Genomic DNA, 15,799 nt, shown 5'->3' with positions numbered 1-15,799 from the left:
GGTCGTAAATCCAGATGGACAAAAGCAAGGTCATTGCCGCGTACAGACGCGGCTTTCTTACCGTCCGCGAATGCGGGCAGATTCTAGGCATTGAGGAGCTGCAGCTGCAAAGCCTGCTGCAGCTTGAGGAGAGCAAGACGACATTGCCTCCGTCAAACCGGAGGATCGGGGGCTGATCAGAGGCTCTTGACCCCGGACGCTCAGCAGCGCCGCTTTTACTCGGAAGAGTATGGCGGCGCTGTTCTTTTATGGATGCGGGGCACCTGATTAGAGGCGATCCCTTTCTTGTCAAAGCGGATTCCCTATACTATAATGAGCAAAGACATTTAAGATTTTAGCGGTTTACAGTTTAAAAGTGTGAAGGGGGAACGCAGCATGAGTTTACGCTATTTAACAGCGGGGGAAACGCACGGCCCCCAGCTTACAGCAATTATTGAGGGACTGCCCAGCAATTTGACACTTAATTTCGAAGAGCTCAATTTTCAATTGCAGCGGCGCCAGAAGGGTTACGGCCGTGGCCGCCGGATGCAAATCGAGAAAGATACCGCACAGATTGTCGGCGGTGTACGCCATGGTTCTACGACAGGAGCTCCTGTAGCGCTGGTGGTAGAGAACAAAGACTGGACACACTGGAAGAACATTATGAATATCGAACCGATTCCCGGCAGCGACGAAGAGAAGCGGCGGGTGAACCGGCCGCGTCCAGGGCATGCGGATTTGAACGGCGGACTGAAATATAATCTTACCGACCTGCGGAATGTGCTGGAACGCTCCAGCGCCCGTGAAACGGCAGCAAGAGTAGCCGTAGGCGCTGTGGCCCGGCAGCTGCTGGCCGCTTTCGGAGTGAAGATTGCCGGACAGGTGATCCGGATCGGCGAGATTGAAGCGCCGGCCAACAATCTTCCGGTTGATGAACTGATCGAGCTGACCGAAGCCTCCTCTGTGAGAGTTGTTGATAAAGAGACCGAACAGAAGATGGAAGCTTACATAGACAAGATCAAGGAGGAAGGCGACTCCATCGGTGGAATTGTGGAATGCGTCGTTGAAGGATTGCCTACCGGTCTTGGAAGCTATGTGCAGTACGACCGTAAGCTGGATGCTGCTATCGCCGGAGCGGTAATGTCGATCAATGCCTTCAAGGGTGTTGAAATCGGTATTGGTTTCGAGGCAGGTGAACTGCGCGGCTCACAGGTCCATGATGAAATTATGTATGAAGCCTCACGAGGTTACTACCGGGCAAGCAACCGGCTGGGCGGCTTTGAGGGTGGCATGACGAACGGAATGCCGGTTGTTGTCCGCGGAGTGATGAAGCCGATACCTACACTTTACAAACCGCTGCAAAGCGTTGATATTGATACCAAAGAGCCTTTCACTGCGCAGGTGGAGCGTTCGGATGCCTGCGCTGTTCCGGCAGCTTGTGTTGTGCTGGAGAATGTCGTGGCTTGGGAGATCGCGAAGGCATTCCTGGATAAATTCGGCGGCGATTCCCTGGAAGAAATCAGAGCCAACTATAATAATTACTTGTCCCAGCTGGAGAGCTACTGATTATGCGCAGTATTACTGTAGAATTGGGAGAACGTTCTTATCCGATCCATATCGGCAGTGGTTTGCTTCAGGGTATCGGTGAACGCTGCCAGGAAGCCGGATTTCCACTGCGCAGTCCGCTGCTGGTTGTTAGTGACAGTGAAGTTGCCCCACATTTTCTGCCCACGGTGGAAAGCTCCTTGCAGGCTCAGGGATATACAGTCGTAAGCCATATTATCCCTGCCGGGGAGGCTTCCAAATCTCTGGCCGTATATGAAGAGATTATCACAACGGCCATTCAGGCTGGTCTGGACCGCAGCTCGGCGGTACTGGCACTCGGTGGCGGTGTGGTCGGTGATCTGGCGGGTTTTGTGGCCGCTTCTTATATGCGCGGTATCGGCTTCCTGCAGATTCCGACAACCATCCTTGCCCATGACAGCAGTGTCGGCGGGAAGGTGGCTGTCAATCATCCGCTCGCCAAAAATATGATCGGCGCCTTCTATCAGCCGTCTATGGTGCTCTATGATCTGGATACGCTCCGCACGCTTCCGCCGCGCCAGATTTCTTCAGGGCTGGCCGAGGTTGTAAAACACGGCCTGATTCTGGACAGGGATTTTGCCTACTGGTGCCGTGATCATGCGGCAGAGCTGCTTGAGTTGAACGTAGAAGCGCTTGGTTATGCGCTCGAGCGGGGCTGTGCGATCAAAGCCGCCGTAATCGGCAATGATGAGCGTGAGCATGGACAGCGGGCCATACTGAACCTCGGGCATACCATTGGGCATGCGATCGAGGCAGTGGGGGGTTACGGTGTATTCCTGCACGGGGAAGCGATTGCCATCGGAATGGCCGGATCGGCGCTTTTAGCGGCCAAACTGGGCAAAGATAAGTCCATTTATGAAGACACAGTATCTATGCTGTCGGCGCTCGCCTTGCCGGTAAGACTGCCGGCGCAATATGGTGAGGACGAACTGATGGCGGCGATGATGCATGATAAGAAATTCAAAGAAGGCAAAATGACCTTTATCGTGCCAGATTCCATAGGTTCGGTCAGTATTGTCAATGATGTGCAGCAATCATCTGTTCGTGAGGTTATAGCGCAGCTTAAGAAGGAGGAAAGCCCATGGTAAACCGGGGGATACGCGGTGCAACAACCGTAACGAAAAACGAGGAAAACGAGATCCTGCGTGAAACGGTTGTTCTGTTGCGGGAAATCGTCGAACGCAATGACGTGATTGCAGAGGATATTTGCAGCGTATGGATTACGATGACTGCTGATCTGGATGCTACCTTCCCGGCAAGGGCGATCCGTGAGATTGAAGGCTGGGAGATGGTGCCGCTCATGTGTTCCGTCGAGATCCCGGTCAAGGGCAGCCTGCCACAGTGCATCCGCCTCATGGTGCAGGTCAACACCGATAAATCACAGCGGGATATCCGCCATGTGTATCTGAACGAAGCCCAGAAGCTTCGCCCGGATCTATCACAGAGCAAGTAATAATTTGCAGATGCGGGGTTGTCAATGACCTCCATCATCATGTATAGTGGAGTTAGCCGAGTGAAGCAGAGTTTAGTTTAGATGAGATGAGTATAGCTGAGTTGAGTGCAGGATTTAGTTCGTATAGGCAATTCATTTATTTGTGATTCCCTTCTGGGATTAATTTGGTGTAGAGTTTCACAGCGCTACCCGTCTATTCCCACATAGGAGATATCCGCATATATGGATCATAATGCCGGTCCTGAGCGCTTTTTCACATACTTACACTTATACAAACCTCTACTTCGGTAGAGGTTTTTCTGTATTTCGGACATAATATCAGATCCCAAGGAGGTATTTCAAATGACGAACCCAAGAGTCGAAGAAGTAGTGGCGTTGTCCCGGGAGTATAACTTAATTCCGGTCGTAAAGCGTCTGCTTGCCGACATGGAGACGCCGATCCGGCTGTTCCAGCGTTTTGCCGAACAGGATCGTGCATTTTTGCTGGAAAGTGTAGAGGGCGGTATTCAATGGGCCCGTTATTCCTTTATCGGCAGTGATCCGTTCCTCATGATCTCAGGCAAAAAAGGCATCATTCACGTTGAAGTCGGCGGAGAGAAAAAACGGCTCTTGGGCAAGCCGGTCGAGGAGCTTAAAGCGCTGCTCCGCTCTTACCGCAGCCCGAAGCTGGAAGAAATGCCTCCCTTTACAGGCGGAGCCATCGGATTCTTCGGCTATGATCTGCTGCAGTATTACGAGAAGCTGTCGGCACATGCCGTAGATGATCTGAATATGGACGACATCCGCTTTATGTTCTGCGACCGGATCATTGTCTTTGATCATGTGAAGCAGCAAATCCTGCTTGTCGGCAATCTGCACATCAAGGACGGAGATACGGACTCGGACATCCGCGCAGGCTATGAAGAGCTTAGCCGCAAGCTGGAGGTTATGGCCGAAGAGCTGCAGAAGGAAGGACCGAAGGAAAATGTCAACCGGCGCAGCATACCGCAGGATATCGAGCTGGGCCAGATCCACTCCAACCTGACGAAGGAGCAATATATCAGCAATGTGGAGCAGGCCAAGGAGTACATCCGGGCCGGGGATATTTTTCAGGTGGTGCTGTCACAGCGGCTGCACATAGAAACGGAAGTATCGCCACTCCATGTGTACCGGATGCTGCGCACATTGAACCCTTCGCCGTACATGTATTATCTGAAGATGGATGAAGAGATCATTGTCGGCACTTCTCCCGAAGCGCTGGTGAAGGTGGACGGTGACCGGGTCAAGACCCGCCCGATTGCCGGAACCCGTCCGAGAGGCGAGAATGAAGCACAGGACCGGGAGCTGGCTGAGGAACTGCTGCATGATGAGAAGGAACGGGCAGAACATTTGATGCTGGTCGATCTGGGGCGCAATGATTTGGGCCGGGTCTCCAAGTTCGGCACCGTCAAATGCGATTCCTTCATGGAAATTGAAAAATACTCCCATGTCATGCACATGGTTTCGAACGTATCCGGAACGCTTGACGAGAACAAGGATTTCTTCGACGCCTTCCTGTCCTGCCTTCCTGCCGGCACCGTTTCCGGAGCACCGAAGCTGCGTGCTATGGAGATTATCTCGGAGCTGGAACGCGAAGCAAGAGGCGCGTATGCCGGAGCCATCGGTTATCTCGGATTTTCCGGAAATATGGATTCCTGCATTACGATCCGCACCATTATCTTCCGCAAGGGCCGGGCTTATGTGCAGGCCGGGGCGGGCATTGTCTGGGACTCTGTTCCAGAGAAGGAATATGAGGAGACCCTCAACAAGGCAAAAGGGATGCTGAAGGCGATCCGCATGGCGGAAGCGATGTTCCCGGCTGAAGTGAAAGAAAAACAGGTAATCAACCAGGATTACATGTACGAATATACCCCTTAACCAGGGGTAGCAGAGATGAGCAGAGCAGAGAATGCTCCATAAAACTTAGCGAATGCTTACGAAGCGAGTTTTATTACGAAGATGAGCAGAGCAGAGAATGCTCCATAAAACTTTTAGCGTATGCTTCCGGTGTCAGTTTTGTTCGATGCGGGTTCAGGATGCATGTGCTCACAAAACTTTTAGGAGGAAAAGAACTATGGAAGCAAGTCAATTGATGCAATCAGGAATTGCCGGACTGATCGAGGGCAGGGATCTAACCCGCACACAGGCGCGTGAGCTTATGGGAACAATAATGGAGGGATCGGCATCACCGGCGCAAATTGGCGCCTTGCTGACCGCATTGCGGATTAAGGGGGAAACGGTGGAGGAAATTACCGGTTTCGCCGAAGCCATGCGCGGTTTCGGTACTCCTGTGCTTACGGAGCGCACCCGGCTGCTGGATACCTGCGGAACCGGCGGTTCCGGAATCCATAAATTCAACATTTCTACGGCCTCGGCGATCATATCCGCAGCCGCTTCGGTCCGGGTCGCCAAGCACGGCAATCGTTCTGCTTCCGGCAGAGCGGGCAGCGCTGATGTGCTGGAAGCGCTGGGCGTCAACATTCATCTGAATGCGGAGCAGGCCCGGCAGTGTCTGGACAGCATCGGTATCTGCTTCCTGTTCGCACAAATCTATCATCCATCCATGAAGCATGCCGCTGTACCCCGGCGTGAGCTCGGCGTCCGGACCGTATTCAACATGCTTGGCCCGCTGACCAATCCAGCGGGAGCCGACCGGCAGCTGATGGGCATTTATGACCGCAGCAAGACGGAAACAGTCGCGAATGTGCTGAAGGAGCTCGGCTCCAAGCGGGCGATGATTGTAAGCAGTCTGGATGGTCTTGATGAAATCAGCATTTCGGCACCTACACAGGTATCCGAGCTGAAAGACGGGGCTGTGTTTACCTATGAAGTGACTCCAGAGGAACTGGGCCTCAGCAGACATCCGCTGGAAGCTGTGCTTGGCGGAGATGCAGCTGAAAATGCAGCGATTATCACCGCCGTGTTGGCCGGAGAAGTTAATCCTTACCGTGATATTGTATTGGCTAATGCAGGTGCTTGTATCTATGTCGCCGGATTGGCGGATACATTGAGAGATGGCGTAGAGAAAGCAAGAGAAGTAGTAGATTCAGGCGCGGCACTGCTCAAGCTGGAGCAGCTGAAAGTCATGACGAAGGAGCTTGATTATGTATCTTGAACGGATTGTTGCCACCAAAATCAAAGAGGTAGAGGCGCTGGCCGCGACTTTTTCGCTGGCTCAGGCTGAACTTGAAATTTCCGGGCTGCCGTCGACAAAAGGATTCCGTGATGCGCTCACGCAGCGGCGGAACAGAGAGTTGGGGCTGATTGCGGAAGTGAAGAAGGCTTCCCCGTCCAAAGGTCTGATCCGGGCGGATTTTGACCCGGTTTCCATAGCACAAGGTTATGAGGCGGGAGGTGCTGACTGCTTGTCCGTTCTTACGGACAGCGAGTATTTTCAGGGCAGCGGTTTATACCTGCAGCAGGTTAGAAAGGCGGTAAGTCTTCCACTGCTGCGCAAGGATTTTATTATCGACGAGAAACAGATTTATGAGGCGCGTCTGCTGGGAGCAGATGCCATTCTGCTAATCGCGGCTATTCTGGACCCGAACCGGCTTGCTAACTTCACAGAGTTGGCTTCCTCACTGGGAATGGACGTACTTATTGAGATTCATGACCGCAATGAACTGGAAATGCTACTGGAGACCGGCAAAGCGGCACATCCGAATGTGCTGCTGGGAATCAACAACCGCAACCTGCATACCTTTGAGACCTCGCTTGCGACTACAGCAGAGCTGGCCACGCTCGTACCGGAGGGAGTACCGGTAATCAGCGAGAGTGGGATTGCAGGGCCCCGTGATATAGACTATCTGAGCACAACCGGCGCCCTTGGCGTGTTGGTTGGAGAATATTTAATGCGTCAGCAGAACGTGGAGCAGGCGGTGAATGAGCTGCTGGGTCCGGTGCAGGCAGGGAAAGGCCGTGCTGTGCATGAGTGAGACAATGGTAAAAATCTGTGGACTTCAGGACGTTGAAGTGCTAAAATCTATGAAGCGATTACCACTGGATTATGTCGGTTTTGTCTTTGCTCCCAGCCGCCGCAGAATAACCCCGGAGCAGGCAGCAGTGCTTACCGCGCAGCTTGCGGACTGGCAGGCAGACAAGGCTCCGGAAGCCGCAGGTGTGTTTGTGAACCCGGAACTGGCAGAGCTTCGGGAAATCATGAAGGCAGTTCCACTGGGTGTGATACAGCTGCATGGGCAGGAAAGTGCGGAATTCTGCCGTGAGGTTAAGCTGGCGTTTCCGCAGGTACAGGTCTGGAAGGCTCTTTCTGTGGTCAGCCGTGACAGGGAACATGCTTCGGATAGCCATAGTAGCCTGGAAAGCTATGCCGGTGTGGTGGATGCATTGCTGCTGGATACTTATGATCCGCAGGGCGGCGGTTCAGGCCGGACATTTGATTGGGAACGTATTCCTCACTACCAGCAGGCGGCAGCGGCGTATGGGCTGCCTTTATTTATCGCCGGAGGTCTGGAGCCGGGCAATGTCAGTGAATTGCTGGCGGGCTACGCCCCGGATGGCGTGGATGTTTCCAGCGGAGTGGAGAGCGGCGGAATTAAGGATATTGTTAAAATGACAGCTTTTGTGGAAAGGGTGAAGCAATCATGATACAAGTACCGGACATCAATGGGCGTTTTGGTTCTTTTGGAGGCCGCTTCGTTCCTGAAACTTTAATGAATGCACTGATTGAGCTGGAGGAAGCCTACCGCAAGTATTCGGGGGAACCGGCTTTTCAGGAAGAAATAGATTATTTGCTGAAGCAGTATTCCGGACGGGAGACTCCGCTGTATTATGCGGAACGTTTCAGCAAGCATATCGGTGAGGCTAAGATCTATCTAAAGCGTGAAGACCTGAATCACACCGGAGCACATAAGATCAACAATGCGATCGGTCAGGGAATATTGGCCAAGATGATGGGCAAAACGAAGGTTATTGCCGAGACAGGTGCAGGCCAGCATGGCGTAGCTACGGCTACGGTGGCAGCGCTCCTTGGGATGGAATGCAAGGTGTTTATGGGGGAGGAGGATACACGCCGCCAAGCGCTTAACGTTTTCCGTATGAAGCTGCTGGGGGCAGAGGTTATACCTGTGACTTCCGGATCACGGACACTCAAGGATGCAGGGAATGAAGCGCTGCGCTACTGGGTCAGCAATGTTGAAGATACCTTTTATATCTTAGGCTCTGCGGTTGGGCCGCATCCTTATCCGATGATGGTCCGCAACTTCCAGCGGATTATCGGCGATGAGACCCGCCGCCAGATTCTGGAGGCCGAAGGCAGGCTGCCGGATCTGCTGGTTGCTGCCGTAGGCGGAGGAAGCAATGCGATCGGCATGTTCTATCCGTTCATGGAGGATGAGAATGTCGGCATGATCGGAGTAGAGGCTGCAGGCAAGGGAATCGATACCCCTTTTCATGCTGCGACAATGAGCAAGGGAACCCATGGAGTATTTCAAGGCTCCCTGAGCTATCTGCTGCAGGATGAACATGGACAGGTTACAGAGGCGCATTCCATCTCTGCCGGATTGGATTATCCGGGAGTTGGCCCTGAGCATTCCTACCTCAAAGACATAGAGCGTGCCCAATACGTGCCGATTACGGATGAGGAAGCGCTTGAGGCTTTGAAGCTGCTGTGTATGACTGAAGGCATTATTCCAGCTCTGGAGTCGGCCCACGCCTTGGCGCATGTTGCTAAGATCGGACCCACGCTCACCAAGGATGATATTGTAGTCATCTGTTTGTCCGGGCGCGGCGACAAAGACGTGGAATCTATAATGGCCTATACGGAAGGAGCGGGTAAGCAATGACAACGGACACGACAAACCGGATGGATTTGACCTTCCGGCAGCTTAAAGAGGCCGGACGGACGGCCTTGATTCCTTTTCTGACGGTTGGCGATCCCGATCTGGAGACCACGCTTGATATCATTGCCGAACTGGAGGCGGCGGGTGCAGATATTCTGGAGCTGGGCGTTCCTTACTCCGACCCGCTTGCGGATGGTCCGGTGATCCAGCGGGCATCTGCCAGAGCGCTGCGAGGCAGCATTAACCTTCGAACCTGTATGGAAACGGCACTGAAGGCCCGACAGGCGGGAAGTGAGCTTCCGTTCATTTTGTTCACCTATTATAATCCGGTTATGCAGATGGGCCTGGACACCTTTTTTGCAGAGCTTGAGACCCACGAAATCAGCGGCCTGATCATTCCCGATCTGCCTGTGGAGGAGTCCGGGGAAATGCGCCTGCGCAGCCGTGAGGCCGGTGTGAATCTGATACCTCTTGTCGCTCCTACCTCCAGTGAGCGGATTGCCAAAATTGTTTCCGGTGCCAGCGGTTTTGTCTATTGTGTCTCCTCCCTTGGTGTGACGGGCGAAAGATCGTCGTTTCATACCGGAGTGGATGATTTTATTGAATCCGTACGCCGGGCAACAGACTTGCCGGTAGCTGTTGGATTTGGCATCTCGACGGGCGAGCAGGTAGCACGGTTTGCCCGCATTTGCGACGGTGTAGTCGTAGGCAGTGCCATTGTCCGCAAGGTGGAGGATGTGATTCCGCTGCTGGACAATCCGGATACCCGCAGCCAAGGGCTGTTGCAAATTCGTGAATTTGTGGCACAATTAAGACCATAACGGTCTGCTGACAGACCTGAGAGCAGCTATCTTACCCATGGAGAGCGAGGAACATAAATGAATCCGAAACCAAATATTATCAACCTCCCTGTCTACAAGCCAGGCAAACCTATTGATGAGGTTAAGAAAGAACTGGGCTTAAGCGAGGTCATTAAACTGGCGTCCAATGAGAACCCCTATGGTCCTTCGCCGAGCGCAAAAGCTGCTATTATTGCCGATCTGGACAATCTTTTTCTGTATCCTGATGGCGCGGCCGCTGATTTGACAAGCGCACTGGCAAGCCACCTTGGCGTGGAGAACGACAATATCATATTCGGCTGCGGCTCCGATGAAATCATCGCCTTGATTACACGTGCCTTTTTCCTGCCGGGTGACGAGACAATTATGGCGGATCAGACCTTCTCCGTATACAAGAGCAACGCCGATATAGAAGGTGCTGTTTCGATAGAAGTGCCTTTGGCAAATGGTACACATGATCTTGACGCGATGCTGGCTGCAGTGACGGAACGGACAAAGGTGATCTGGATCTGCAATCCCAATAATCCAACCGGTACGATTGTGCCTGAAGAGGCGCTGGTCACTTTCCTGAACGCGGTTCCTGCGAATGTAATGGTGGTGCTCGATGAAGCATACTCCGAATACGTAACAGACCTCTCCTATTCGGACGGAATTGAGCTGCTCGCTAAGTATCCGAATCTGGTGGTGCTGCGCACCTTCTCCAAGATTTATGGGTTGGCTGCGCTCCGCATCGGCTATGGTGTTGCAAGTCCGCAGATTATCAAACTGATTAATCAGGTTCGGGAACCTTTCAATACTTCCCGTCTAGCCCAGGCCGGCGCCTTGGCTGCACTGGCTGATCAGGATTATGTGCAGGAATGCCGCCGTCTCAACAGCGCGGGCATCATTCAGCTTCAGGGAGAATTCAAACGCCTGAGCCTGGACTTTTTCCCGGCACACGGTAATTTCATTATGGTAGATGTACGCAAGCCTGCAACCGAAGTATTCGACGCCTTGCTGCGTCAAGGCATCATTGTAAGAGCGGGCCACAGGCTTTACCCGACTTATATCCGTGTTACTGTCGGATCGACAGAGCAGAACAAGGCTTTTATCGCCGCTTTGGAGCGGGTGCTTAAAGATCAGAAGGTACAGGTGTAACCTGTAACAGACAAGACGATACCTTTAGAAGGCAGGTAGTACAAAGAACATGACGACAAAAATAGCCATTTTCGGTGTCGGTCTGATCGGAGGCTCACTGGCCCTTTGCTTCAAAGGCAAGGAGGGCCTGACCGTCGTAGGCCATGCCCACCGTCCTGAATCCGCAAATAAATATGTCAGCAGAGGTGTTGTCGATCAGGCAACACTTTCTGTTGAAGAAGCGGCGCTGGACGCCGATTTTATTTTTCTATGCGTGCCTGTAGGCATGCTGGAGGATTATTTGCAGCAGTTAAGCAAGCTTCCGCTGAAACCCGGCTGCATTATTACGGATGTCGGTAGCACTAAGGCCAGCATTGCCGCCTGCGCGGTTTCACTGGACTTTCCCGATGTGCATTTCATAGGCGGGCATCCCATGGCCGGTTCCGAGCGCTCCGGTGTGGAAGCAGCTTCCTCACTGCTGTTTGAGAATGCTTATTATGTGCTGACGCCTCCGCCCGGAGTGCCGGACGATGCGTATCATGCACTTGAATCCTTGCTATTACATACCAAAGCGCAGATCGTCCGGCTCGATCCGGAACGCCACGATGAAATCGTCGGTGCGATCAGCCATCTGCCGCATATTATTGCCGTCGCGCTTGTGAATCAGATTCATGCCTATGATAATACGGATTCCCTGTACAGCACTTTGGCTGCAGGCGGCTTCCGCGACATCACACGGATTGCTTCCAGTGATCCGATCATCTGGCGTGATATTCTGCTTAACAACCGTACGGTGATGCTGCGCTTGCTGAAGGATTGGAATGAGGAGGTATCGTCATTTATCCAATTGCTGGAGACGGCGGACGGAGAAGGCATTGAGGAGGCTTTCAGCGAAGCTAACGGCTTCCGCAGCCAGCTGCCGGAGCGCCGCAAAGGAATGATTACGCCATTGTTCGATCTCCATATTGATGTTCCCGATCATCCGGGTATTATCGGGCGAATCGCTACAGAGCTGGGGGATCAGGGTATCAACCTTAGCAATGTGCAGATTATTGAGAGCCGTGAAGACGTTCCCGGCATTATGCGGCTGTCTTTCCGTCAGGAAAATGACATGGAACGGGCTAAGATTCTGCTGCAGCATAATGATTATACGGTATATGTGTAGAAGCCGGGGCGAATGCCCCGGCTTTTTTAGTTGTTAAGATATATAAGGCATCTGACTCCTCGAAAATAACCTGAGTAAACTTCGAAGTCAAAACCCTTTTTGGTTTGGGTTACGGCGCACCTCAGCCTGAAAATGGACAAAAAAAGACCGCTTACAAAGTAAGCGGCTACAATTCACAATGAATTGGAATTGTGCAGTGTTTGGATAGGAGTGGAGAGAAACCATACTGTACTTTTATTATATGTATCCGTTTACATCTTGTCAACACTTTATTTAAACTTTATTTTCCAAATCGCAGATTCGGCCAACCGGAATAGATAATAAAGAGCGTTTCGACTGACTTTTTATGTGCCCAGATGGCAGGTTTAGGAATGAAGCAGGATTCGACTTAATATCCGAAATGTAAAAGAGTGTATTGTTGCCACGAGTCTATTAATGTCATCCTGTTAGAATCTATGCTATACTGGGTTAAGTATGTTTATAGATTCCTTTCCGTAATCATCAAAAAAGAGCCGTGCGGGATGTAAGGAAACCTGTAAAGATGCGTATTTATTTCTGTATTTACATGTGGCATGCCTTTTTTACCAGGTATTTGAATATACATAGGAAGTATTTCATAAAAGGGTACAAATTTAGCGTAAAAGCGCAACTTTTTAAGCCCCGACCGGTATAAGTAGTTACAGACCGGCCGGGATTAAACGTGCAAGGGCGAGGAGGGCCGAACTCACCATGACGGATTCCCAGTTGATCCAGCTTATTAAGCAAGGAAACACAGAATTATACTCGGAACTGATGCGAAGATACCAACGAAAAATATTGGCTTTTGTCTATCATATGCTTAAGAATTCCCATATGGAGCTGATTGCTGAAGATCTCTGCTCGGAGACCTTTTATAAGGCGTTCCGCAGCTTGCATTCCTTCCGTGAAGTGGATGCTTCATTCTCGACATGGCTGTATACAATCGCCCGTAATACGGTGCTGAGTGAGCTTCGCAAGAATCGTGCAGGCAATGTATCTCTTGAAGAAAGCGGCTATACTCCTGTAGCTCCGCCAGAGGTAGCGCCGGAGCAGGCGGCACTGCGTAAAGAACGGATGATGCTGGTCCGTGAAGCGATCAATAATCTACCGGAGAAGCAGCGTTCTGCACTCATTCTGCGTGAATATGATCAAATGGATTATCAGGAAATCGCCATTATTTTGGATCAGAGTGTCAGCTCCGTGAAATCATTATTGTTCCGTGCCAGGAGCAGTGTGAAGCTCCAGCTCGAGTCCTATTTCTATGAGCCTGAACTTGAAGAGCAGGCTGAGAGGGTGTAAGGCCAATGAACTGCAGGGAAGCGCAAGATTTCATTCCGCTATTGTGGGACGCTCCCCCCACCGACCCCAAGCGGATTGAACTTGAGAGGCATATTGCAAGTTGCCCATACTGCGGCTCCGAGTGGGCATTGTGGCAGGAGAGCAGCGAGCTTATGCTTGAGACGAAGGTAGAAGTCAGCGAAGAACGTGCGGAAGCTATAAACCTCAGGGTTATGGAGCGGATTTATCTCGAGAGTCCCTGGCTGATGCCTGGGGACGGGAAATCTGCCGGTAATTCTACAGTTTTCCGCCGCCGGATAAGCCTTTGGATTGCCTGCTTTCTGGCAGTGTTTCTATCGAGCTTCCTATATTTCACTATGTTTAAGACATCCCATAACACAACCACAGCGCAAAGCGGGATTGTGGATACGGGTGTGGCCGGCCTTTCACTAGGATGGTCGCCGGCTTATCCTGTTCTCGAATCAGAAGGCGGCATTATCGAGCCGCTTGTAGTAAGCATGGGGCCAACCCATCCACAATATTGGATGATGCTGTCCATGCTGGGCGTAGGCTTATCGATATTTTTGCTCATCCGGTTGAACCGATACCGCAGACAATGAAGAGCTCCCTTTACTACCAAGTAAAGCGGGCTTTTTTTGTTGTCTTGTTTCCGTGGAGGAAGAGCGAAAAGGCATAATAATCTTTCGAAAAGAAGACATTTGTTTTCATTCATGATACATTATTAAGCAAACATAAAGGAGGGGAAGGGTGATGGCAATGCTTATCGGCTTAGTACGCCATGGGCTGACTGATTGGAATGCGGAAGGAAAGATACAGGGGCAAAGTGACATTCCGCTTAACGATGAGGGCCGGAGGCAGGCTGAGATGCTGGGAGACAGGCTTCTGCAGGAACCTTACCGCTGGGACTACTGCATTACCAGCAGTCTTTCCCGCGCAGCGGAGACAGGGAAGATCGTAGCTGCCAAGTTGGACATTCCACTGCTTGAACCTGATCACCGGATCCGTGAGCGTGCCTATGGGCAGGTGGAAGGCATGACTGCCATGCAGCGGGAGGAGAAGTGGGGCAAAGAGTGGAACCTGCTGTCGCTGGGTCAAGAAACGGATGAACAGCTGCAGGTACGCGGTTTGGCTTTCCTGGAGGATCTATCGGCCCGTTATCCGCAGAGCAATGTGCTGGTTATTTCCCACGGCGGCTTTCTGGCTCAGCTGTACACCGCGCTTTATAAGGACAAGTACACAGAACGTCTTGGCAATCTGTCGCTGACCATCCTGGAGAAGAAGGAACTGGAATGGAGTCCGCTGTTATACAACTGTACACGTCATATCTTGCAAAATCAGCGTTAACCCGAAGCCTCGGGTTATTTTTTTTGCGTAATAAGGAATAAAAAGGGCTGTATTTCCCATAATGGTAGTAAAACGGTGAGGCGATAAAAGATGAATCTGGCGGATATGCTCACTTACGCAGACATTGGTCAGCTTACCGCCATTGCGGGGCGCTACCAGTGCGATTGCAAACGAAATTCTAAACATGACTTGATTCAGAGTATACTGATCACGCTGGGAAGCCGCGATTTCATGGAGACTCATATCCGGGATTGCACCCCGGAGGAACTGCGGTTTCTCAACATGCTTTTGTTCGACGAACGCAGCAAATTCAGTCTTGAAGATTTGCTGGCTGCCGCGAGGCAGGCCTGCTTTGATGCACCTGCCGGCAAAACCGGCGGTTACCGTGAGATGGTCAGCCGGTTCAAAAGCGGCGGATGGCTCTTCAGCGGCGCCTCACAGCAGAGCAGATACCTCTTTCAGGTGCCGGAGGATCTGAAGAACCGTTTCCGCGAGAGGATGGGACAGCATATCAAGGAACATGTGGTCCGGAGCAGTGAACCCGCGGTATACCGCGGGGAAGGTGACCTGCTGGCGGGCGATCTGCTGCTGTTCCTGCGTTATGTGATGGACAATGAGCTGGAGCTGAACCAGGAGGGTGCACTCTATAAACGTTATCAGCAGGGCGTAATGAACGCGATCCAAGTTCCTGAGCCGCTGCTGGGCAAGGGGGGCTGGAGATTCGGTTACGGCAGAGCATGCGAGCATTATCCGCCAAGAATGGCGCTTCTGTATGATTATGCGAGGCACCGCCGCTATATTTCGGAAGAAGGTTACCGTTTGAAGCTGACCTCGGCAGGTGAGACGCTGCTTGCGGAAGGAAAATCGGAAAGACTGATGCAGTTATTCACCTTTTGGTTAAAACTCTATAAAGGTGCTGTTCCTAATCTTCCATCGCTCGTATACTGGATTAGCGTAAGTGCGGAAGAGTGGGTGAGCGTTTCTTCCTTGGTGGAGGGATTGGGCTGGCTGATCAAACCGTTTTACTATGATGATGCCGCATCGATCCTGGAACAGCGTATTTTACGGATGATGCTGCATCTTGGAATGATCCGGCTTGGGGAGACGCCTGAAGGCCCGGTAGTCCAAATGACGCCATGGGGGACGGAAGCTGCCACTCCGAAGCGACTGCCGAAGTAAGGGGGAG

General features: G+C 52.0%; 16 protein-coding genes. All 16 read left to right on the top strand.

The genetic code is table 11. The annotated features are described in order from the left end of the window. Window positions 1–14: 14 nt before the first annotated feature. The 16 genes from NSS79_RS22540 to NSS79_RS22465 all read left to right on the top strand — a co-directional run bounded on the left by NSS79_RS22540 (window position 15) and on the right by NSS79_RS22465 (window position 15,792). Window positions 15–176, top strand: coding sequence for a hypothetical protein (locus NSS79_RS22540; RefSeq protein WP_179091700.1), 162 nt, complete (start codon window positions 15–17; stop codon window positions 174–176). Between the two features lie 199 nt (window positions 177–375). Beyond that, window positions 376–1,545, top strand: coding sequence for a chorismate synthase (gene aroC, locus NSS79_RS22535; protein ID WP_340897435.1), 1,170 nt, complete (start codon window positions 376–378; stop codon window positions 1,543–1,545). A 2-nt stretch (window positions 1,546–1,547) separates the two neighbouring features. After that, window positions 1,548–2,651: a 3-dehydroquinate synthase gene (aroB, locus tag NSS79_RS22530; protein ID WP_342436228.1), complete on the top strand. Its 1,104-nt coding sequence runs from the start codon at window positions 1,548–1,550 to the stop codon at window positions 2,649–2,651. Next, window positions 2,645–3,016, top strand: coding sequence for a chorismate mutase (gene aroH / locus NSS79_RS22525; protein WP_076109855.1), 372 nt, complete (start codon window positions 2,645–2,647; stop codon window positions 3,014–3,016). The genes aroB and aroH overlap by 7 nt, the downstream gene beginning before the upstream one ends. A 342-nt stretch (window positions 3,017–3,358) precedes the next feature. Further along, a complete protein-coding gene (gene trpE / locus NSS79_RS22520) occupies window positions 3,359–4,912 on the top strand; it encodes an anthranilate synthase component I (RefSeq protein ID WP_342436227.1) in 1,554 nt (517 codons plus the stop codon). 196 nt (window positions 4,913–5,108) lie between these two features. Continuing rightward, window positions 5,109–6,149 (top strand): anthranilate phosphoribosyltransferase, encoded by a 1,041-nt coding sequence (trpD, locus tag NSS79_RS22515; protein WP_342436226.1) that lies wholly within the window; start codon window positions 5,109–5,111, stop codon window positions 6,147–6,149. Continuing rightward, window positions 6,139–6,969, top strand: coding sequence for an indole-3-glycerol phosphate synthase TrpC (trpC, locus tag NSS79_RS22510; protein WP_342436225.1), 831 nt, complete (start codon window positions 6,139–6,141; stop codon window positions 6,967–6,969). The genes trpD and trpC overlap by 11 nt, the downstream gene beginning before the upstream one ends. Next, on the top strand, window positions 6,962–7,639 hold the full coding sequence (locus tag NSS79_RS22505) for a phosphoribosylanthranilate isomerase (RefSeq protein ID WP_342436224.1): 678 nt from the start codon (window positions 6,962–6,964) through the stop codon (window positions 7,637–7,639). The genes trpC and NSS79_RS22505 overlap by 8 nt, the downstream gene beginning before the upstream one ends. Next, complete coding sequence (trpB, locus tag NSS79_RS22500; protein WP_342436223.1) at window positions 7,636–8,835, top strand: tryptophan synthase subunit beta; 1,200 nt, start codon at window positions 7,636–7,638, stop codon at window positions 8,833–8,835. The genes NSS79_RS22505 and trpB overlap by 4 nt, the downstream gene beginning before the upstream one ends. Next, window positions 8,832–9,653 carry a tryptophan synthase subunit alpha gene (trpA, locus tag NSS79_RS22495; protein WP_342436222.1) on the top strand — a complete coding sequence of 274 codons (822 nt, stop codon included), beginning with the start codon at window positions 8,832–8,834 and terminating at the stop codon, window positions 9,651–9,653. The genes trpB and trpA overlap by 4 nt, the downstream gene beginning before the upstream one ends. 57 nt (window positions 9,654–9,710) lie before the next feature. Next, window positions 9,711–10,808 carry a histidinol-phosphate transaminase gene (gene hisC / locus NSS79_RS22490; RefSeq protein WP_076109848.1) on the top strand — a complete coding sequence of 366 codons (1,098 nt, stop codon included), beginning with the start codon at window positions 9,711–9,713 and terminating at the stop codon, window positions 10,806–10,808. 49 nt (window positions 10,809–10,857) lie between these two features. Further along, a complete protein-coding gene (locus NSS79_RS22485; RefSeq protein WP_342436221.1) occupies window positions 10,858–11,952 on the top strand; it encodes a prephenate dehydrogenase in 1,095 nt (364 codons plus the stop codon). A 729-nt stretch (window positions 11,953–12,681) separates the two neighbouring features. Beyond that, window positions 12,682–13,269: a sigma-70 family RNA polymerase sigma factor gene (locus tag NSS79_RS22480; RefSeq protein WP_038594474.1), complete on the top strand. Its 588-nt coding sequence runs from the start codon at window positions 12,682–12,684 to the stop codon at window positions 13,267–13,269. A 5-nt stretch (window positions 13,270–13,274) separates the two neighbouring features. Next, a complete protein-coding gene (locus NSS79_RS22475) occupies window positions 13,275–13,868 on the top strand; it encodes a zf-HC2 domain-containing protein (RefSeq protein ID WP_342436220.1) in 594 nt (197 codons plus the stop codon). Window positions 13,869–14,025: 157 nt separating this feature from the next. Continuing rightward, a complete protein-coding gene (locus NSS79_RS22470; RefSeq protein ID WP_076109888.1) occupies window positions 14,026–14,613 on the top strand; it encodes a histidine phosphatase family protein in 588 nt (195 codons plus the stop codon). Window positions 14,614–14,703: 90 nt separating this feature from the next. Continuing rightward, window positions 14,704–15,792, top strand: coding sequence for a hypothetical protein (locus tag NSS79_RS22465; protein ID WP_342436219.1), 1,089 nt, complete (start codon window positions 14,704–14,706; stop codon window positions 15,790–15,792). The last annotated feature ends 7 nt before the right edge of the window (window positions 15,793–15,799 follow it).

The sequence above is a fragment of the Paenibacillus sp. FSL L8-0436 genome (genome assembly GCF_038593025.1).
Classification (GTDB): domain Bacteria; phylum Bacillota; class Bacilli; order Paenibacillales; family Paenibacillaceae; genus Paenibacillus_AQ.
Note: the sequence above shows the minus strand (reverse complement) of the source record. Positions and strands in the feature narration are given on the sequence as shown.